This is a genomic window from Kitasatospora sp. NPDC056446, from assembly GCF_042796115.1.
Classification (GTDB): domain Bacteria; phylum Actinomycetota; class Actinomycetes; order Streptomycetales; family Streptomycetaceae; genus Kitasatospora.
This window is the reverse complement of record NZ_JBHTRF010000120.1, coordinates 1-18365: the sequence shown is the minus strand read 5'-3', so window position 1 is coordinate 18365 and position 18365 is coordinate 1. Positions and strand designations below refer to the sequence as shown.

At 73.8% G+C, this 18365-nt stretch carries 16 protein-coding genes; 14 read left to right on the top strand and 2 right to left on the bottom strand.

Annotated features, from left to right (window positions below; translation table 11 throughout):
• Positions 1-246: 246 nt before the first annotated feature.
• On the bottom strand, positions 247-432 hold the full coding sequence (rpmB, locus tag ACFQ6N_RS38450) for a 50S ribosomal protein L28 (protein WP_014138233.1): 186 nt from the start codon (positions 430-432) through the stop codon (positions 247-249).
• Positions 433-730: 298 nt separating this feature from the next.
• Here rpmB and ACFQ6N_RS38445 point away from each other — a divergent pair, with 298 nt between their 5' ends.
• From ACFQ6N_RS38445 to mutM, 10 genes are all read left to right on the top strand, one after another.
• A complete protein-coding gene (locus tag ACFQ6N_RS38445; protein WP_380658781.1) occupies positions 731-2368 on the top strand; it encodes a DAK2 domain-containing protein in 1638 nt (545 codons plus the stop codon).
• A gap of 62 nt (positions 2369-2430) precedes the next feature.
• Positions 2431-4647: an ATP-dependent DNA helicase RecG gene (gene recG / locus ACFQ6N_RS38440; protein ID WP_380658780.1), complete on the top strand. Its 2217-nt coding sequence runs from the start codon at positions 2431-2433 to the stop codon at positions 4645-4647.
• A 104-nt stretch (positions 4648-4751) separates the two neighbouring features.
• A complete protein-coding gene (locus ACFQ6N_RS38435) occupies positions 4752-5285 on the top strand; it encodes a hypothetical protein (RefSeq protein WP_380658779.1) in 534 nt (177 codons plus the stop codon).
• 124 nt (positions 5286-5409) lie between these two features.
• The gene (rsmD, locus tag ACFQ6N_RS38430) at positions 5410-5994 is read left to right on the top strand and encodes a 16S rRNA (guanine(966)-N(2))-methyltransferase RsmD (RefSeq protein ID WP_380658777.1); all 585 of its coding nucleotides are present in this window, start codon (positions 5410-5412) and stop codon (positions 5992-5994) included.
• A gap of 50 nt (positions 5995-6044) precedes the next feature.
• On the top strand, positions 6045-6536 hold the full coding sequence (gene coaD / locus ACFQ6N_RS38425) for a pantetheine-phosphate adenylyltransferase (protein WP_380658776.1): 492 nt from the start codon (positions 6045-6047) through the stop codon (positions 6534-6536).
• A gap of 184 nt (positions 6537-6720) precedes the next feature.
• Positions 6721-7914: an ATP synthase F0 subunit B gene (locus ACFQ6N_RS38420; RefSeq protein ID WP_380658775.1), complete on the top strand. Its 1194-nt coding sequence runs from the start codon at positions 6721-6723 to the stop codon at positions 7912-7914.
• 165 nt (positions 7915-8079) lie between these two features.
• Positions 8080-8748: a YceD family protein gene (locus ACFQ6N_RS38415; RefSeq protein WP_380658774.1), complete on the top strand. Its 669-nt coding sequence runs from the start codon at positions 8080-8082 to the stop codon at positions 8746-8748.
• 2 nt (positions 8749-8750) lie between these two features.
• Entirely contained in the window at positions 8751-8924 is a 174-nt protein-coding gene (rpmF, locus tag ACFQ6N_RS38410; RefSeq protein ID WP_030056747.1) for a 50S ribosomal protein L32, read from the top strand.
• Between the two features lie 20 nt (positions 8925-8944).
• A complete protein-coding gene (gene rnc, locus ACFQ6N_RS38405; RefSeq protein WP_380658773.1) occupies positions 8945-9733 on the top strand; it encodes a ribonuclease III in 789 nt (262 codons plus the stop codon).
• A 54-nt stretch (positions 9734-9787) separates the two neighbouring features.
• Complete coding sequence (mutM, locus tag ACFQ6N_RS38400) at positions 9788-10681, top strand: bifunctional DNA-formamidopyrimidine glycosylase/DNA-(apurinic or apyrimidinic site) lyase (protein ID WP_380658772.1); 894 nt, start codon at positions 9788-9790, stop codon at positions 10679-10681.
• A gap of 4 nt (positions 10682-10685) precedes the next feature.
• Here the strand turns inward: mutM and ACFQ6N_RS38395 are convergent, their stop codons facing one another.
• Complete coding sequence (locus ACFQ6N_RS38395) at positions 10686-11606, bottom strand: hypothetical protein (protein WP_380658771.1); 921 nt, start codon at positions 11604-11606, stop codon at positions 10686-10688.
• 305 nt (positions 11607-11911) lie between these two features.
• Between ACFQ6N_RS38395 and ACFQ6N_RS38390 the strand changes: the two genes are divergently transcribed.
• The 4 genes from ACFQ6N_RS38390 to smc all read left to right on the top strand — a co-directional run bounded on the left by ACFQ6N_RS38390 (position 11912) and on the right by smc (position 18104).
• Positions 11912-13261, top strand: a complete 1350-nt coding sequence (locus tag ACFQ6N_RS38390; protein WP_380658770.1) for a hypothetical protein — start codon at positions 11912-11914, stop codon at positions 13259-13261.
• 133 nt (positions 13262-13394) lie between these two features.
• On the top strand, positions 13395-13694 hold the full coding sequence (locus ACFQ6N_RS38385) for an acylphosphatase (protein WP_380658769.1): 300 nt from the start codon (positions 13395-13397) through the stop codon (positions 13692-13694).
• Positions 13695-14106: 412 nt separating this feature from the next.
• Positions 14107-14310 carry a hypothetical protein gene (locus tag ACFQ6N_RS38380; protein WP_380658768.1) on the top strand — a complete coding sequence of 68 codons (204 nt, stop codon included), beginning with the start codon at positions 14107-14109 and terminating at the stop codon, positions 14308-14310.
• Between the two features lie 161 nt (positions 14311-14471).
• Entirely contained in the window at positions 14472-18104 is a 3633-nt protein-coding gene (smc, locus tag ACFQ6N_RS38375) for a chromosome segregation protein SMC (protein WP_380658767.1), read from the top strand.
• The last annotated feature ends 261 nt before the right edge of the window (positions 18105-18365 follow it).

Below are 18365 nucleotides of genomic sequence, written 5' to 3'. Positions count from 1 at the left end.
GTCGCGGAGGGCGGCTCCCGCGCGGGCGGCTGGTACGGCGCCAAGCCCTGGCACTGGGCGCCCTACCGGGGGGCGGCCCCCCCCCCCGCCCCGGGGGGCGGGGGGCCCGCCGCGCACCGGCCCCCCGCCGCCCCCCCCCCACCACCGATGAGACCGGAAAACGGCGAAGCCGACCATGAGAACAGTGAAGCCGGCCCATCCGAGGATGAACCGGCTCACTGGAGGACCGGCATGCCGGTCTGCGCGTCAGCGCGAGACCTTACCGGCCTTGATGCACGAGGTGCAGACGTTGAGCCGCTTCGGCGTCCGCCCAATCACAGCGCGCACCGTCTGGATGTTGGGGTTCCAACGACGGGGGGTACGGCGGTGAGAGTGGGAGATGCTGTTGCCGAAGCCCGGCCCCTTGCCGCAGACGTCGCAGTTGGCAGCCACAGGAGTCACTCCAAGACTTCAGATCAGATACTTACGAAAACCCCGCCCACCCACCGGAGCACTCGCGTGAACCAGACCGGACAAGGGGGTGAGCCTGGACGGTTCCAGGCAACCGGAAGAGCATACAACGCTTGCTTCCGTCCCACGAAACTACCATGACCGGCGGAGTGATCGCTCTGCCCGCCGGGACCGGGACGGTCCTCCCCGGCCCCCGATAACCTGCCGGTATCACCCCTCGCCGCAGTGTGAACGCTGCCGCTCCACAGGCCATCGCGGCGTCCCATCCGGAGGAGACCTGGTGCTGCACACGCTCGACGCCCCGGCCGTGCGCACCTGGTGCCAGCTCGCCCTGCGCGCGCTCGGCCAGGCCCGCGAGGAGATCGACGCGCTCAACGTCTACCCCGTCCCGGACGGCGACACCGGCACCAACCTCTACCTGACCGTCGAGTCCGCCGCCGCCGAGGTGGAGAGCCGCTTCGCCGACCCCGCCGCCGACCCGGCCCCCGGACTGGCCGACGCGGTGCGGGCGATGGCCCGCGGCGCGCTGGTCGGCGCCCGCGGGAACTCCGGGGTGATCCTCGCCCAGTGGCTGCGCGGCACGGCCGAGACGCTGGCCGAGGGCGGCGGCGCCGAGCAGCTGCGGGCCGCCCTGCAACGGGCCGCCGACTCCGCCTACCAGGCCGTCGCGGAGCCCGTCGAGGGCACCCTGCTGACCGTCGCCCGGGTCGCCGCCCGGGAGGCGGTACGGGCCGGGGACGGGCTCGCGCAGGTCGCCGACACCGCGTACCGGGCCGCCAGGGACGCGCTGCGGCACACCCCCGAGCAGCTCGCCGTCCTCGCCGAGAACGGGGTCGTGGACGCCGGCGGGCGCGGCCTGGTGGCCGTCCTCGGCGCGCTCGCCGACGCCGTCGCCGGGCAGCAGCCGATGGGGCCGGTCGCCCTGCGCGGGGACCTCCTGCCCGTCGGGGGCTGCGAGGCGCACGTGCTCCCGCCCGTCGCCCGCCGCCACCCCGCCTTCGAGGTCATCTACCTGCTGGACGCGCCCGACGAGGCCCTGCCCGCCCTGCGCGCCCGGCTCGGCGGCCTCGGCGACTCACTGGTGATCGGCGGCGGCGACGGCCTGTGGAACGTGCACGTCCACGTGGACGACGCGGGCGCCGCCGTGGAGGCCGGGGTCGGGGCCGGGCGCCCGCACCAGATCCGGATCACCCACTTCGCCGAGGCCGCCGCCCGGGCCGGGAGCACCGCCGCCGAGCGCGGCGAACGCGAGGTACGGGCCCGCGCGGTGCTCTCGGTGGTCTCCGGCGAGGGCCTGGCCGACCTCTGCGAGCAGGCCGGCGCCGTCGTCCTGCACGCCGACCCGGACCGCCCGCCGGCCAGTGCCGAACTCGCCGCCGCGGTGCGCCGCTCGGCCGCCCGCGAGGTCGTCCTGCTGCTCAACGACCCGGAACTGCGCGCCGCCGCCGGTGCCGCCGCCGACCAGCTGCGCGAGGAGGGCGTACGGATCGCCGTGCTGCCCACCCGCTCGCCGGTCCAGGGGCTCGCGGCGCTCGCGGTGCACGAGGGCGCCCGCCGCTTCGACGAGGACGTGGTCGCCATGACCTCCGCCGCCGGGGCCACCAGGTACGCCGAACTGGCCGTCGCCGAGGGCGAGTCCTGGACCATGGCCGGGGTCTGCCAGGCCGGCGACGTGCTCGGGCTGATCGACGGCGACGTCGCGGTGATCGGCACCGGACTGGCCGAGGTCGGCGAGAGCGTGCTGGACCGGATGCTCGGCGCGGGCGGGGAACTCGTCACCCTGGTCCTCGGCGAGGGCGCCGACCGGGCGCTCGCCGACCGGCTGGTCGCCCATGTACGGCACCGGCGGCCCGAGGTGGACGCGGTGGTCTTCCACGGCGGCCAGGAGTCCGCGCCGCTGCTCATCGGCGTCGAGTAGGGCCCGCCGCCGGAGTGCGGCAGGGCCCGGTCCGTCGGTCCCGTGGTGTAAACAGGGCCGTGATGGGCGCTCTCGATGAATCACTGGTCAAGCTCGTCGGCGACCGCACCGCGAAGGTGCTCGCCGACAGCCTCAAGCTGCGCACGGTCGGGGACCTGCTGCACCACTACCCGCGCCGCTACGTCGAACGCGGCCAGCTCACCAGCCTGGACGAGCTGGAGGCCGACGAGCACGTCACCGTGCTGGCCCGGATCGAGAAGGTCACCCTGATCCCGTTCCGCGGCCGCAAGGGCGACCGGCTGGAGGTCGTCGTCACCGACGGCCGCAGCCGGCTCTCGCTGGTCTTCTTCAACCAGGGCTGGCGGCAGAAGGAGCTCAGGGCCGGCGCCCAGGGCCTGTTCGCGGGCAAGGTCGGCGTGTTCAACCGCACCCGCCAGCTGGTCTCCCCGGACTACCAGCTGCTCGACGAGGACGCCGGGTCGGACGCGGCGAAGCAGTTCGCCGGCCGGCTCATCCCCGTGTACGGCGCCAGCGCGCAGATGCCCAGCTGGAAGCTGTCGCTGTGCGTCGAGACGGCGCTCACCAAGCACCTCGGCGACGTCGGCGAGCCGCTGCCCGCCGAACTGCGCGAGCGGCACGACCTGATCCCGCTGCCCGAAGCGCTGGAACTGATCCACCGCCCACGCGGCCAGGCCGACCGCGAACGCGCCCAGAGCCGGCTGCGCTGGGACGAGGCCTTCGTGCTCCAGGTCGCCCTGGCCCAGCGGCGGGCCGCCGACTCGGCGCTGCCCGCCAAGCCGCGCCGGGCCCGCGAGGGCGGCCTGCTGGACGCCTTCGACGCCCGGCTGCCGTTCACCCTCACCGAGGGCCAGCAGAAGGTCTCCGCCGAGATCGCCGCCGACCTGGCGACCGAGCACCCGATGCACCGGCTGCTCCAGGGCGAGGTCGGCTCCGGCAAGACCCTCGTGGCGCTGCGCTCGATGCTCGCCGTGGTGGACGCGGGCGGCCAGGCCGTCCTGCTCGCGCCCACCGAGGTGCTCGCGCAGCAGCACCACCGCTCGATCGTCGAGATGATGGGGGACCTGGCCGAGGGCGGGATGCTCGGCGGCTCGGACCTCGGCACCCGGGTGGTGCTGCTGACCGGCTCGATGGGCGTCCCCGCCCGCCGCCAGGCGCTGCTCGACATGGCCTGCGGGGACGCCGGGATCGCCATCGGCACCCACGCGCTGATCGAGGACAAGGTCCAGTTCCAGGACCTCGGGCTGGTCGTGGTCGACGAGCAGCACCGCTTCGGCGTCGAGCAGCGGGACGCGCTGCGCGCCAAGGGCGACCAGCCGCCGCACCTGCTGGTGATGACCGCCACCCCGATCCCGCGCACCGTCGCGATGACCGTCTTCGGGGACCTGGAGACCTCCGTGCTGGACCAGCTGCCGGCCGGCCGCTCGCCCATCTCCACCCACGTCGTCCCGGCGCTGGAGAAGCCCAACTTCCTCACCCGGGCCTGGGAGCGCGTCCGCGAGGAGGTCGGCAAGGGCCACCAGGCGTACGTGGTCTGCCCCCGGATCGGGGACGAGGAGCCCGCGGCCGAGCCGAAGAAGCGGCGCAAGGCGGCCGAGGAGGACTTCGAGGAGGCCGCCGACCAGGGCGCGGCGAGCGACGAACGGCGGCCCCCGCTCTCGGTGGTGGAGACGGCCGAGAAGCTGGTGAAGGGCCCGCTCGCCGGTCTGCGGGTGGAGATCCTGCACGGCCGGCTCGCGCCGGAGGCCAAGGACGAGGTGATGCGCCGCTTCACGGCCGGGGAGGTGGACGTCCTGGTCGCCACCACGGTCATCGAGGTCGGCGTCAACGTCCCCAACTCCACCGCGATGGTCATCATGGACGCCGACCGCTTCGGCGTCTCCCAGCTCCACCAGCTGCGCGGCCGGGTCGGCCGCGGCAGCGCGGCGGGCCTGTGCCTGCTGGTCAGCGACATGCCCGCGGGCAGCGCCGCCCGGGCCCGGCTGGACGCGGTCGCGGGCACCCTGGACGGCTTCGAGCTGTCCCGGATCGACCTCGAACAGCGCCGCGAGGGCGACGTACTGGGCCAGGCACAGTCCGGGGTCAAGTCCTCGCTCAAGGTGCTCTCCGTCCTGGAGGACGAGGAGGTCATCCTGACCGCCAGGACCGAGGCCACCCGGCTGGTCGCCGAGGACCCGGACCTGGCCGCCCACCCGGAGCTGCGCACCGCGCTGGAGAGCCTGCTCGACGAGGACCGCGCGGCCTACATGGAGAAGGGCTGAGCGCCGCTTGGCACCGGCCGATTGTCAGACCCCCGGGAGAGAATGAAGGTGTTCAGGGCGCACCCCCAAGGTGCGTACCTGGCACGACACTTGGGGGTCATGCCATGGCATTCCGTCATCTCAACGAGCTCCCGCTTGGCGACAAGGTCTTCCGGATCGAACTCGCCAGCGACGACGACCGCGAGGTCACCCTCACCCTGACCGGCTGGCGCGAGGGGGCGGCCGCCGCGCCGCTCGCCTCGGGCAAGCTCCGCCTGCCGGTCGAGGACGTCGCCTCCCTGCGGATCGCGCTCAACCGTGCGCTGCGGGCGCTGGCGATCGTCGCCGACGTCTCCGAGCCCATCCCCGACCGCGACGTGCTGCGCGAGCTGTACCCCGGCCACGGCGCCCCCTGGGTCCCGCAGCACGAGGAGGAGCTGGTCCGGCGCTTCCACGAGGGCGAGACCGTCGCCCGGATCGCCGCCCGCTTCGGCCGTACGCCCGACTCCGTCCGGACCAAGCTGCGCGAGCTCGGGCACGACCCGCGCCGCCCCGAGTTCTGCCCGCCCGACGGCTGCCTGTCCTGGTCCCGCTACGCCTCGCCGGGCCTGCTCGGCGCGTCGGTCCCGAGCCAGGCGGCAGGGTCCGAGGCGAGCTGAGGGTGTGACCAGCCCGCCCGCCCCGGGCCCGTCCGGGGCGGGCCGGTGCCGGTTCTCCCTTTCGGCAGCACCGCGCCCCGCGGGATAGCGTGGTCGGGCAGCGACGAAAGGACCTTCCACCACCATGACCCGCGTCATCGCCGGGGCGGCCGGCGGCCGTCGGCTGGCCGTACCGCCCGGCCGGAGCACCCGGCCGACCTCCGACAAGGCCCGCGAGGCGATGTTCTCCACGCTGGAGGCGCTGGGCGGCACCCTGCACGGGACCCGGATGCTGGACCTGTTCGGCGGATCGGGAGCGGTCGGCCTGGAGGCGCTGTCGCGCGGCGCCGGGCACGTCCTGCTGGTCGAGGCGGACAACCAGGCGGCCCGGGTGATCAAGGAGAACGTCCGTACGATCGGCCTGCCGGGCGCCGAGGTCCGGGCCGCGAAGGCGGAGAAGGTGATCGCGGGGCCGCCCCCGGAGACCCCGTACGACCTGGCCTTCCTCGATCCGCCGTACGCCGTGACGGACGAGGAGCTGCGCGAGATGCTGATCACACTCCTGGCCGGGGGCTGGCTCGCGGAGGACGCACTCGTCACCGTGGAGCGCAGCACCCGGGGCGGCGCGTTCGGCTGGCCGGAGGGCTTCGAGGAGCTGCGCTCCCGTCGCTACGGCGAGGGCACGCTCTGGTACGGTCGCGCCGCCGCCGCGGCCGGCCGGCAGGAGTAGCGGGCCGCCGGCCCGACAGGTCCGTCACCCCACGAGGGAGCACACACGCCATGCGCCGAGCCGTCTGTCCCGGTTCGTTCGACCCGATCACCAACGGTCACCTCGACATCATCGAGCGGGCCTCGAAGCTCTACGACGTGGTGCATGTCGCGGTCCTGATCAACCGGAACAAGCGGGGCATGTTCAGCGTCGAGGAGCGGATCGGCCTGATCGAGGAGGTCACCGCGGGCTTCGGGAACGTGGTGGTCGAGTCGCACCACGGCCTGCTGGTGGACTACTGCCGGGAGCGCGGCATCCCCGCGATCATCAAGGGCCTGCGTGCGGTCAGCGACTTCGACTACGAGCTGCAGATGGCCCAGATGAACCACGGCCTGACCGGCGTGGAGACGCTGTTCGTGCCGACCTCGCCGACGTACAGCTTCCTCTCCTCGACGCTGGTCAAGGAGGTCGCCTCGTACGGCGGCGACGTCTCCCACCTGCTGCCGGAGACGGTGCACGGCCGGCTGGTCGAGCGGATCGCGGAGCGCAAGGCCGAGCAGTAGCCGGCCGACCGTTTCCTGCCGGTTCGTCACGCCTTGTCCGACGGGCGGGAGACGGGTTCGACTCGGGCGTTGTGACCCTGCCCCGGGGTGGCCGTACAGTCTGTATTCCTGCCCTGCGGTGAGGTTCACCGCGTCGGGCCTGCCTCCGCCGGACCGTCGGCGGCACACGGAAAGACGAAGCCCCGTGGACGTGCAGAACAAGGTCGACGAGATCGTGGCGGCGGTGGAGAACGCCCGCTCGATGCCGATGTCGGCCTCCTGCGTGGTGAACCGGGCCGAACTGATCGGCCTGCTCAACGACCTCAAGGCGGCCCTGCCCGCAGAACTCGCCCAGGCGCAGTCGGTGATGGCCGACCACGAGCAGGTGGTGGCGGGCGCCCAGGCCGAGGCCGACCTGATCATCCAGGGGGCGCACGCCGAGCGCGGTTCGCTGATCTCGGACACCGAGGTGGTCCGCCGGGCCCAGGCCGAGGCCGACCGGATCCTCGACGGGGCGCGTTCCGAGGTCGAGACCAAGCGGGCCGAGGCCGACGACTACGTCGACAGCAAGCTCGCCAACTTCGAGGTCGTGCTGACCAAGACGCTCGGCGCGGTCGGCCGCGGCCGCACCAAGCTGCGGGGCGACTCGGGCGTCTTCGAGACCGAGCACGAGGGCGAGACCGACAGCGAGGAGTTCCGGCCGCAGCGGATCAGCCCGAGCCCCGAGGTGGACGAGTACGTCGATGTGAAGCTCGCCACCCTGGAGAACGTGCTCGGCGCCACCCTGGAGGCCGTCGGCAAGGGCCGCGACAAGCTGCTCGGCAAGCGGCCCATCGACGAGCTCGGCGCCTACCTGGCCGCGGCCGACGAGGCGCAGCAGGCCAAGGAGCGGGCCGAGGCGGTGGCGGCGGGCTTCGCCGGGGACGCCGACGGCGCGGAACTCGCCTGGTACCGCGAGGACGTCCCGCAGCAGCAGACCTGGCCGGAGCAGACCCCGGCCGCGGCGGGCTGGCAGGAGGCCCCCGGCACCGACCGGTACGCGGCGGCCCAGCAGCAGGGCGGGCAGTACGCCGAGGTGTACGGCGGCGGCTTCGACCCGGCCGGCCAGGGTGATCCGTACAACACCCAGTGGGGCCAGCAGCAGGGCGGCTACCAGCAGCAGCACTACCCGGCCCAGCAGCAGGACGAGTGGGGGAACCCCCGGCCGGACGCCGGCGGCTACCAGCAGCAGCAGGGCTACGGCGGGCAGCAGTACGACGGCTACACCTACCCGCAGCAGCCCCCCGCCCCGCCGGCGCTGCCGCCCGCCGTGCCGCAGCAGCAGGGCCTGGACGAGACCAGTTTCTTCGACACCAGCATGATCGACATGACCAGGCTGCGGGAGCTCGGCGGCCGCTGAACGGCCCCGGCGGGGCCTCCCGGAGGGACCGAAGTTGGGCCTGACGGGAGACTCCGGTAGTCTGACCACTCCGGCACCCCCCTGTCCGGCTGTCGGCTTGCCCTCGCGACGCCGACCGACCGTGACGGAGCCGCACCGATCGTTTCCCATGGAAGTCAGGACACCGTGAACCGCCTCGACCACCGCGACCCCCTCGTGTTCGACACGCACGAGCTCGGCCGTCGTCCGGGTTCGATGCGCAAGGTGAGCCGGACCCTGGAGGCCCCCGAGGGCCTCGGGATCGTCGACGTGGTCGGTGTGCCGGAGAAGAGCCCGATCGAGCTGGAGCTCCGCCTGGAGTCCGTGGTCGAAGGCGTGCTGGTCACCGGCACCGCCGAGGCCGGGGTCGAGGGCGAGTGCGTCCGGTGTCTGGAGCCCGTCGGGTTCGACATCGACGTGGACTTCCAGGAGCTGTACTACTACCCGGAGTCCGACGAGCGTCACCGCGCCCGGACCACCGGGACCGAGGACCTCGACGAGGACTCGGAAAACGAGACTTACCGCTTGGAGGGCGACTTCTTCGACCTCCAGCCGGTGCTGCGTGACGCGGTGGTGCTCGCACTGCCGCTGCAGCCGGTGTGCCAGGAAGACTGCCTGGGCCTGTGTTCCGAATGCGGAGCGCGCCTGAGCGACGACCCGGCCCACCACCACGACGCCGTCGACCCCCGGTGGGCGGCTCTGCAGGGACTCTCCGCCGCTCCCGGCGACGAGGCCCGCGCCGATGCCGTTGATGGGCGTCGGGGAATCAAGCACAGCGACACCCGTGAGGGTGCCGCCGAGAACCAGGAGAAGTAGCCGTGGCTGTTCCGAAGCGGAAGATGTCGCGCAGCAACACGCGCCACCGCCGTTCCAACTGGAAGGCTGTCGTCCCGGCCCTGGTGGCGTGCGACCGCTGCCACGAGCCGAAGCTCGGCCACATCGCGTGCCCGAGCTGCGGCACGTACAACCGTCGCCAGGTCCTCTCGGTCTGATCGGCGGGGTGTACGGATCGATGTCGGACAGTAACTCTTCCCGCAAGGCGACCACCGCCTCGAAGGCCACTTCGGGCGGCGGAAAGGCCGGCGGGCCGGCTTCGACCGAATACGACGTCCTGGAAGGGCGCCTCGGGTACACACTCGAGCGCGCCCTTCTGGTGCGTGCCCTGACCCACCGCTCGTACGCGTACGAGAACGGCGGGCTGCCCACCAACGAGCGCCTGGAGTTCCTCGGCGACTCGGTGCTGGGCCTGGTGGTGACCGACACCCTCTACCGCGTCCACCCGGACGTTCCGGAGGGCACGCTCGCCAAGCTGCGCGCGGCGGTCGTCAACTCCCGCGCGCTCGCGGACGTCGGCCGGGGCCTGGACCTCGGCGTGTTCATCCGGCTCGGCAAGGGCGAGGAGGGCACCGGCGGCCGCGACAAGTCGTCGATCCTCGCCGACACGGTCGAGGCCGTGATCGGGGCCGTCTACCTGGACCAGGGTCTGGACGCGGCCACCGAGTTCGTCCACCGCCTGTTCGACCCGCTGATCGAGGAGTCCTCTCAGCTGGGCGCGGGCCTGGACTGGAAGACCAGCCTCCAGGAGCTCACCGCCTCGGTGGGCATCGGAGTGCCCGAGTACGTGGTCATGGAGTCCGGTCCGGACCACGAGAAGACCTTCACCGCAGCGGCCCGGGTGGCCGGCGAGGACTTCGGCAGCGGCGTCGGCCGCTCGAAGAAGGAAGCCGAGCAGAAGGCCGCCGAGAGCGCCTGGCGCGCGATCAAGGAGAAGTACGCCGACCGGCTTCCCGCCGGCGCCTGATCGGGCAGTAGCCTTCACTCCTGCGGATCCCCACCGAGCAGGAGGCCTGTCGCCGTGCCCGAACTCCCCGAGGTCGAGGTCGTCCGCCGTGGTCTGGCCTCCTGGGTCGCCGGGCGGACGGTCGCGGACGTCCAGGTGCTGCACCCGCGCGCCGTGCGCCGACAGCCGGCCGGCGCGGCCGACTTCGCGTCCCGGCTGACCGGCACCACCCTCGGCACCGCCCAGCGGCGCGGCAAGTACCTGTGGGTGCCGCTGTCCGGGGCGGGGACACCGGAGGCCGCCGGCGGGTTCTCGCTGATCGGCCACCTCGGGATGAGCGGCCAACTCCTCGTCCAGGACCCATCGGTGCCGGACGAGACGCACCTGCGCGTGCGGCTGCGCTTCACCGACGGCGGGCGCGAGCTGCGCTTCGTCGACCAGCGGACCTTCGGCGGCCTGGCGGTCGAGGAGGCCGAGGACGGCGACCCGGAGGGCACGCCCGTCTCCATCGCGCACATCGCCCGCGACCCGCTCGACCCGCGCTTCGACGACGAGGCCTTCGTGGCCGCGCTGCGGGCCAAGCGCACCACGGTCAAGCGCGCGCTGCTCGACCAGACGCTGATCAGCGGGGTCGGCAACATCTACGCCGACGAGGCGCTGTGGCGCTCCAAGCTGCACTACGACCGCGCGACCGCCACGCTGACCCGCCCGCAGGCCGCCCTGCTGCTGGCCCACGCCCGGGACGTGATGAGCGCGGCGCTCGCCGTCGGCGGCACCAGCTTCGACAGCCTCTACGTCAACGTGAACGGCGAGAGCGGCTACTTCTCCCGGGACCTGGACGCCTACGGCCGTGAGCAGGAGCCCTGCCGACGCTGCGGGACCCCGATCCGGCGGGCGGCCTGGATGAACCGCTCCAGCTACTTCTGCCCCCGCTGCCAGCGGGTGCCGCGCGACCGCAGCGGGGGCTGAGCGGCTACTTCCGGGCGAGTTCCGGGTGGTCGCCGACCCCCTCGGCGGGGGTGCCGTGGGTGTCCTGGCCGAAGTAGGCGACGCCGACCGCGGACACCACCGCGAGCAGGAAGCCGACCACGCCGAGCCAGCCCAGGCCGGCCTTGGAGGAGTCGCCGAGCCAGAGCACGCCGGCCGCGCCGGGCAGCACCGTCTCGCCGACCACCAGGGCGGCGGTCGCGCCGTTCACCGAGCCGATCTGCAGTGCCACGGTGTGGATGTACATGCCGCCGAGGCCGCCGACCAGGATCGCGTACAGCGCCGGGTCGGTGAGCAGCGCGGTGAGGTCGAACGGCTCGACGCCGTTCAGGATGCGCACGCCGACGCCGAGAGCGCCGAAGCCGAGACCGGAGAGCAGACCGGCGACGATCGCGCCGTTCGCACCCATCCGCCGCACCAGCAGGCTGCCGCCGACCAGCACCACGGTGATGACGGCCAGCAGCGCCCAGTGGAAGGACATGGCCGCGTGGTGGCCGCCCTCCGGGCCGGCCGAGACGGCGAGCAGCACCAGCGCGGAGCAGAGCACGCCGATCGAGGCCCACTCCAACTGCTTGAGCCGGATGCCCAGCAGCTTGATGCTGAGCAGCGCGGTGATCACCAGGTTGGCGCTGATGATGGTCTGGGACAGGAACAGCGGCAGCAGCCGCGCGGCCAGCGCGCCGAGCCCGAAACCGATCAGGTCGAGCACCGTGCCGAGGATGAACTCCCAGGTGACGGCGGCCTTCGCGGTCGAGGACAGGCTCGGTCCGCCGTGCTCGGTGGTCGAGGTGGTGGCGCCCTTGGCGGCCTCCTCGCGGGCGGAGCGGCGGGACCCGACGGCCTGGAGGACTGAGCCGGTGCCGTAGCAGGCGGATGCCGCCACGGCAGTGACGAGGCCGATGATCACCGGGTGCTCCGATCGGGAGTTGGGTCAAGAACAGGTAATGGGACCGACGGTCCGGGACCACTATGCCGGTAGCCGGGATACGGTCGGCACGCCCCCCTGGAGCGCCCGGAAACCGGGCCGGGCCCGCCGGGACGTACGTCCGGGCAACACCCGCGGTTCCCGCGCCCCGCCCGCGTCAGGGTCGACTGGGGGAAACATCATCCCCGAGAAGGGGAGCGGCCCCGGCGGACGGCGGGGAGTCTTGTCACCACCAGTATGCGAAGGGTATGGCGTGCTTCGGCGCCGGTCACGGTAGCGTCGGGGACATGAGAACCCTTGCACGACGTTCCCGGGGCGCCGGGCCGCTTGCCCTGGTGGCGGCGCTGCTGGGGCTGCTGCTCCTGCTGGCGCCCGCGGCCTCCGCCGCGAGCGGGCTGAGCGATGCCTCCGCCACGCTGAAGAAGGGGCAGGTCTACGTCGACCCGGCGATGACCAGCCGCTTCAGCCAGGCCCAGGCCGACGCCCTGACCAAGAAGATCGACAAGGCCGACAAGCCGATCTTCGTCGCGGTCGTCCCCGACTCGCCGGCCTACGGCAAGAGCACCGTCCTCAAGGACCTGCGCGCCATGGTGGGCGTCGACGGGGTCTACGCGGTCTGGCGCGGCAACGACTTCACCGCCGGCGGTGACCGCGGCGCCGCGGCCGCGGGCGTCCCGCAGAAGATCTCCGGCGCCGTCTTCCGCGCCCACGGCGGCGACATCGACGCGACCCTGAACGACTTCGTCGACCAGGCCGCCCCGCAGACCAAGGGCGAGGGCGTCAACCACAGCACCTCGATCGCCTGGGTGGTCATCCCGGTCCTGCTGCTGGCGCTGGCCGGCGCCGGCGTCTTCTTCCTCTTCCGCCGCGCCAAGAAGCGCAAGGAGGACCAGGCCCGGGCCGAGCTGGAGCAGCTGCGCCGCGTCGTGGACGAGGACATCACCGCCTTCGGCGAGGAACTGGACCGGCTCGACTTCAACCCGGCCGCGGCCGACGCCGACGACGCCCAGCGCACCGACTACACCCACGCCCTGGACTCCTACGAGAAGTCCAAGCGCCTGATGGACGAGGCCAAGCGGCCGGACGACGTCAAGCCGGTCACCGAGGCGATCGAGGACGGCCGGTTCGCGCTGGCCACCCTGGACGCCCGGCGCGCCAAGCGCCCGCTGCCCGAGCGCCGTCCCCCGTGCTTCATGGACCCGCGCCACGGCCCGTCCGTCAAGGACGTCGACTGGTCCCCGGACGGTGGCGCCGCCCGCACCGTCCCGGTCTGCCAGGCCGACGCGGACCGGCTGGCGGCCGGCCTCGACCCGGCCATCCGCACCGTGGACACCGACCACGGCCCGCAGCCGTACTGGAACGCCGGCCCGGCGTACGGGCCCTGGGCGGGCGGCTACTTCGGCGGCTTCGGCGGCGGTCTGCTGCCCGGCCTGCTGGTCGGCACCATGCTCGGCTCGATGATGGCCTCCCCGGCCTACGCCGCGGCGCCGATGATGGACGGCGGCCACGGCGGCTACCAGGACCAGCACGAGGGCGGCGACTTCACCGGGGCCGACTTCAACAGCTCCGACTTCGGCGGCTTCGGCGGGTCCGACTTCGGCGGCGGTGGCGGCGACTTCGGCGGCGGGGACTGGTAACCCGCCCGCCCGGGCACCGACCCCACGCGGCCCCGCCGGTCCTCCGGCGGGGCCGCTGCCGTGTACGGGCGCCCCGGCGCCCTGTGCCGGGGCCCGAGCGGTGGGCGGGCGCGGGGGCGGCTAGGGTCGGGGCATGCACGGTCGCGACGCCCACAGTGAGGAACCGGTCCGGGTCACCGCCTGGGTCCGGGGGAAGGTCCAGCAGGTCGGGTTCCGCTGGTGGACCAGGGCACGGGCGCTGGAGATCGGCTTGACCGGCTACGCCGGGAACCTCGGCGACGGCCGGGTACAGGTCGTCGCGGAGGGCCTCGCGGCCGACTGCGAGCAGCTGCTGGCCCTGCTGCGCGGCCCCGGCACCCCCGGGAACGTCAGCGGCGTGACCGAGATCTGGACGGCCGTCGGCCCTGGTTACGAGGGTTTCGAGATCCGCTGAGCCGCCGCCCGCGGGCCCGTCCCCGGGGCACCCGGGAAAAGATCCCGAACCGGCGGTGTCACGAGGTTGCCATCCGGGCAGACTCGTGGTTGACTCCGCATCGAACGATGATCCACGAGCACCTGGTGGACCCGCCCAGAGAGCCCCCGACGTGACGACACCGCCGGGCAGGTGACAGGGCCGCGGTAGCGTGCGGTGATCGTGTTGACCCTTTCCGTCTTTGGTGAGACGCTGGAAGCCCGCGCACACGACCGCGTTATCCCGGCAGGCGCATGCCCTCGTGAGCCCAGCTCACGGTGGTTGTGCCGTAGTGCCCAGCCAGCACTTCCGGTGGCGCGCCGCGCGTGCGTCCCCCTTCCCCCTAGACCTGGACCGTTCCGGTTCGGTCACTCAGCGTGGAGGACCATTCATCATGGCAAAGGCGCTTCTCGGGTACGTCGGCGGCCCCGACCCGCGAATGCTCTCCGAGATGCGACGGCTTCAGCAGCGCGTCCAGGACCTTGAATCCGAGCTCCTTCGGATGCAGGCAGAGAACGACGCGCTCACCGCTGTCGCTGACGAGCACTCGCTGCTTCGCAGTATCGATCTGGATCAGCGGGAGCCGGCTCTCACCTGAGTCCCGCCCGGTCCTCGCAGATCGACGCCGCTGTGCACTGAGCCGCCCCGAAAGGGACGCAGCTTGCAAGGGACGCCCTGATGTGGCGTCCCTTCGTCGTGTCCGACTCCGGATACAGTCGCACGCTGGGACCCCCGGCGAGCGATGAGGAGACCGGCCGCGTGCACCTGAAGAGTCTGACGCTGCGCGGGTTCAAGTCCTTCGCCTCCAGCACCACCCTGCGCTTCGAGCCGGGCATCACCTGCGTGGTCGGCCCGAACGGCTCCGGCAAGTCGAACGTGGTCGACGCGCTGTCCTGGGTGATGGGCGAGCAGGGGGCCAAGACGCTGCGCGGCGGCAAGATGGAGGACGTCATCTTCGCCGGGACCAGCGGGCGCGCCCCGCTCGGCCGCGCCGAGGTCAGCCTCACCATCGACAACGGCGACGGCGCCCTGCCGATCGACTACTCCGAGGTGACGATCACCCGGACCATGTTCCGCAACGGCGGCAGCGAGTACGCCCTCAACGGCGAGACCTGCCGCCTGCTCGACATCCAGGAACTGCTCTCCGACTCCGGCATCGGCCGCGAGATGCACGTCATCGTCGGCCAGGGGCAGCTGGACTCCGTCCTGCACGCCGACCCGATGGGCCGGCGTGCCTTCATCGAGGAGGCGGCCGGCGTCCTCAAGCACCGCCGGCGCAAGGAGAAGGCGCTGCGGAAGCTGGACGCCATGCAGGCCAACCTCAACCGGGTCCAGGACCTGGTCGCCGAACTGCGCCGCCAGCTCGGCCCGCTCGGCCGCCAGGCCAGGATCGCCCGCCGGGCCGCCGGCATCCAGGCCGACCTGCGCGACGCCCGGCTGCGACTGCTCGCCGACGACCTCTCCGCGCTCCGCCGGGCCGTCGAGGCCGAGGTCGCGGACGAACTCGCGCTGCGGCTGCGCCGGACCACCGTCGAACAGGAACTGGCCCGCGCGGTGCAGCGCGAGCGCCTGTTGGACGCGCAGGTCCGCCGGCTCGGGCCCGAACTGGAGGCCGTCAGACAGACCTGGTACCGGCTCTCCGCCCTCGCCGAGCGCACCCGCGGCACCATCGGGCTGGCCGAGGCCCGCGCCCGGCACGCCGCCGCCGGAGGACGGGCCGAGGAACGGGCCGCCGGCGCACCCGGCGGGACACCGGAGGACATGGAGCGGGAGGCCGAACGGGTCCGCCGGGACGAGGCCGAACTCGCCGAGGCACTGGAGGAGGCGCAGTACGCGCTGGCCGAGGCGGTCGAGCGCAGGGGCGGCCTGGAACGGGACCTGGCCGCCGAGGAGCACCGGCTGCGCGCCGCCGCCCGGGCCATCGCCGACCGCAGGGAGGGCCTCGCCCGGCTGCAGGGGCAGGCCGCCGCCGCCCGCTCCAGGGCCGCCGCGGCACAGGCCGAGACCGGCCGGCTCGCCGAGGCCAGGGACGAGGCGCTGCTGCGCGCCGGGGCCGCGCAGCGCGAACTGGACGACCTCCGGCAGCAGGTGGGCGGACCGACCGGGGACGACGAGCAGGCCGAGGCCGGCCACCGGGCGGCGCGCGAGCGGCTGGCCGCCGTCGAACGGGAACTCGCCGCCGCCCGGGAGACGGCCGGCGCGGCGGAGCGCGAGCGGGCCGGGCTCACCGCGCGGCACGAGGCGCTCTCGCTCGGGCTGCGCCGCAAGGACGGCACCGGCGCGCTGCTCGCGGCGGGGGAGCGGCTGGGCGGGCTGCTCGGGCCGGCGGCCGCGCTGCTGCGGATCGAAGCCGGGTACGAGGTGCCGGTGGCGGCGGCGCTCGGCGCGGCCGCCGACGCGGTGGCCGTCGACTCGCCGGCCGCCGCCGTCGAGGCGCTGCGGCTGCTGCGCGCCGACGACGCCGGGCGGGCCGCGCTGCTGATCGCGGGTGCGGCGGACCGGCCGGAGGTGGCCGCCGAGCTGCCGGACGGCGCCCGCCGGGCCACCGAACTGATCGACGGCCCACCCGAGTTGCTCACCGCCGTGCGGCAGCTGCTGGCCGGGGTGGCGGTGGTCGCGGACCTGGACGCCGCGCTGCGGCTGGCCGCCGCGCACCCCGGCCTCACCGCCGTCACCGCCGACGGGGACCGGCTCGGCGCCGGCTTCGCGCACGGCGGCTCCGGCGGGGCACCCAGCCTGCTGGAGACCCAGGCGGCCGTGGACGAAGCGGCCCGGGCGATCGGTGGACTCGCCGTCCGCTGCGCCGAGTCGGCCGGGCGGCTGGCCGAACTCACCGACCGGCGCCGGGAGTCGGCCGCCGAGGTGGAGCGGCTCGGCGAGCAGCGGCGGCAGGACGAGAAGGAGCGGGCCCGGACCGCCGGCGCCCTCGGCCGGCTCGGCGGGCAGGCCCGCGCCGCCGCCGGGGAGGCCGAGCGGCTGTCGGCCGCCGCCGCGCGGGCCGAGCAGGGCCTGGCCGAACTGCTCGCCGCCGCCGAGGAGTCGGCGCAGCGGCTGGCCGCGGCCCAGGAGTCGGCGGACGCGGGGGAGGACGAGCCGGACACCGCCGAGCAGCAGCGCCTCGCCGAGGCCGCGGGCACCTCCCGGCAGGCCGAGCTGGAGGCCCGGCTCGCGGTGCGCACCCACGAGGAGCGGGTCCGCGCCCTGGCGGGACGGGCGGACCGGCTGGACCGGGCCGCCCGGGCCGAGCGCGAGGCGCGCGCCCGCGCCGCCGAGCGCCGCCGGCGCGCCGAGCACGACGCCGGGGTGGCGAACGCCGTCGCGGCGGGCGCCCGGCAGCTGCTGGCCTGCCTGGAGGTGTCGCTGGCCCGCGCGGACGCCGGGCGGGCGGCCGTCGAAGGGGCGCGCGCCGAGCGCGAGGAGGAACTGTGCGAGCACCGCGAACTGGGCCGCGGCCTCAAGGAGGAACTGGACAAGCTCGTCGACGCCGGGCACCGGGACGAGGTGCTGCGGGCGGAGAAGCGGCTGCGGATCGAGCAGTTGGAGGCCCGGGCGCTGGAGGAGTTCGGCATCGACGGCGGCGAACTGCTCGCCGGCTACGGGCCGGAGGTGCCCGTCCCGCCGGCCGCGCCGGAGGAGGAGGGCCAGGAACCCGGGGAGCCGTACCCGTACGTCCGGGCCGAGCAGGAGAAGCGGCTGAGGGCCGCCGAGAAGGCGTACCAGCAGCTCGGCAAGGTCAACCCGCTGGCGCTGGAGGAGTTCGCCGCGCTGGAGGAGCGCCACCGGTTCCTCGGGGAGCAGCTGGACGACCTCAAGCGCGGCCGGCGCGACCTGCTGGACATCGTCCGGGACGTGGACCAGCGGGTCGAGCAGCTGTTCAGCTCGGCGTACCACGACACCGCCGCCCAGTTCGAGGGCGTCTTCGCCCGGCTCTTCCCGGGCGGGGAGGGCCGGCTGGTGCTGACCGACCCGGAGTCCATGCTCACCACCGGGGTCGAGGTGGAGGCCCGCCCGCCGGGCAAGAAGGTCAAGCGGCTGTCGCTGCTGTCCGGCGGCGAGCGCTCGCTGACCGCGGTGGCGCTGCTGGTGGCGATCTTCAAGGCCAGGCCCAGCCCGTTCTACGTGATGGACGAGGTGGAGGCGGCGCTGGACGAGACCAACCTGCGCCGGCTGGTCGGGATCATGGAGGAGCTGCGGGAGAGCTCCCAGCTGATCGTGATCACCCACCAGAAGCTCACGATGGAGTCCGCCGACGCGCTCTACGGCGTGACGATGAAGGGCGACGGCATCTCGCAGGTGATCAGCCAGCGGCTGCGCGAGGCGGCGCCCGCTGGCGGCCGGGCCGGGGGAGGGGGCCGGGCGCGGCCGGGGGCGGTGCGCACCGCACCGGTGTAGGCCCTCTCTTTCGGGTCTGTCGGATCAGCGCGCGGCGTTGGGCGCCCGGCTGGGCGTGCCGGCGGATCGCCCTCGTACTGGGTCGTACTCGGACGATTCGCCGGTGCGTCCAGGCGGGATGCCCGGCGTCGCGCGCCCGGCAAGATCCGAAAGAGAGGGCCTAGGGCCAATGCCGGTGACTTTAGGTCGCTCCTGGTTCGGCGATCGTGACTGTTGTCGGTTCGGGTGGTGGCCAGTCGCGGTGTCGGGCGCGCTTGAGGG

Excerpts from the sequence above, each read along its gene's own strand:
- recG (WP_380658780.1), top strand. The coding sequence starts at position 2,431 with ATGGGCGCTCTCGATGAATCACTGGTCAAGCTCGTCGGCGACCGCACC.
- ACFQ6N_RS38435 (WP_380658779.1), top strand. The coding sequence starts at position 4,752 with ATGGCATTCCGTCATCTCAACGAGCTCCCGCTTGGCGACAAGGTCTTC.
- rsmD (WP_380658777.1), top strand. The coding sequence starts at position 5,410 with ATGACCCGCGTCATCGCCGGGGCGGCCGGCGGCCGTCGGCTGGCCGTA.
- coaD (WP_380658776.1), top strand. The coding sequence starts at position 6,045 with ATGCGCCGAGCCGTCTGTCCCGGTTCGTTCGACCCGATCACCAACGGT.
- rnc (WP_380658773.1), top strand. The coding sequence starts at position 8,945 with ATGTCGGACAGTAACTCTTCCCGCAAGGCGACCACCGCCTCGAAGGCC.
- ACFQ6N_RS38390 (WP_380658770.1), top strand. The coding sequence starts at position 11,912 with ATGAGAACCCTTGCACGACGTTCCCGGGGCGCCGGGCCGCTTGCCCTG.
- ACFQ6N_RS38385 (WP_380658769.1), top strand. The coding sequence starts at position 13,395 with ATGCACGGTCGCGACGCCCACAGTGAGGAACCGGTCCGGGTCACCGCC.
- ACFQ6N_RS38380 (WP_380658768.1), top strand. The coding sequence starts at position 14,107 with ATGGCAAAGGCGCTTCTCGGGTACGTCGGCGGCCCCGACCCGCGAATG.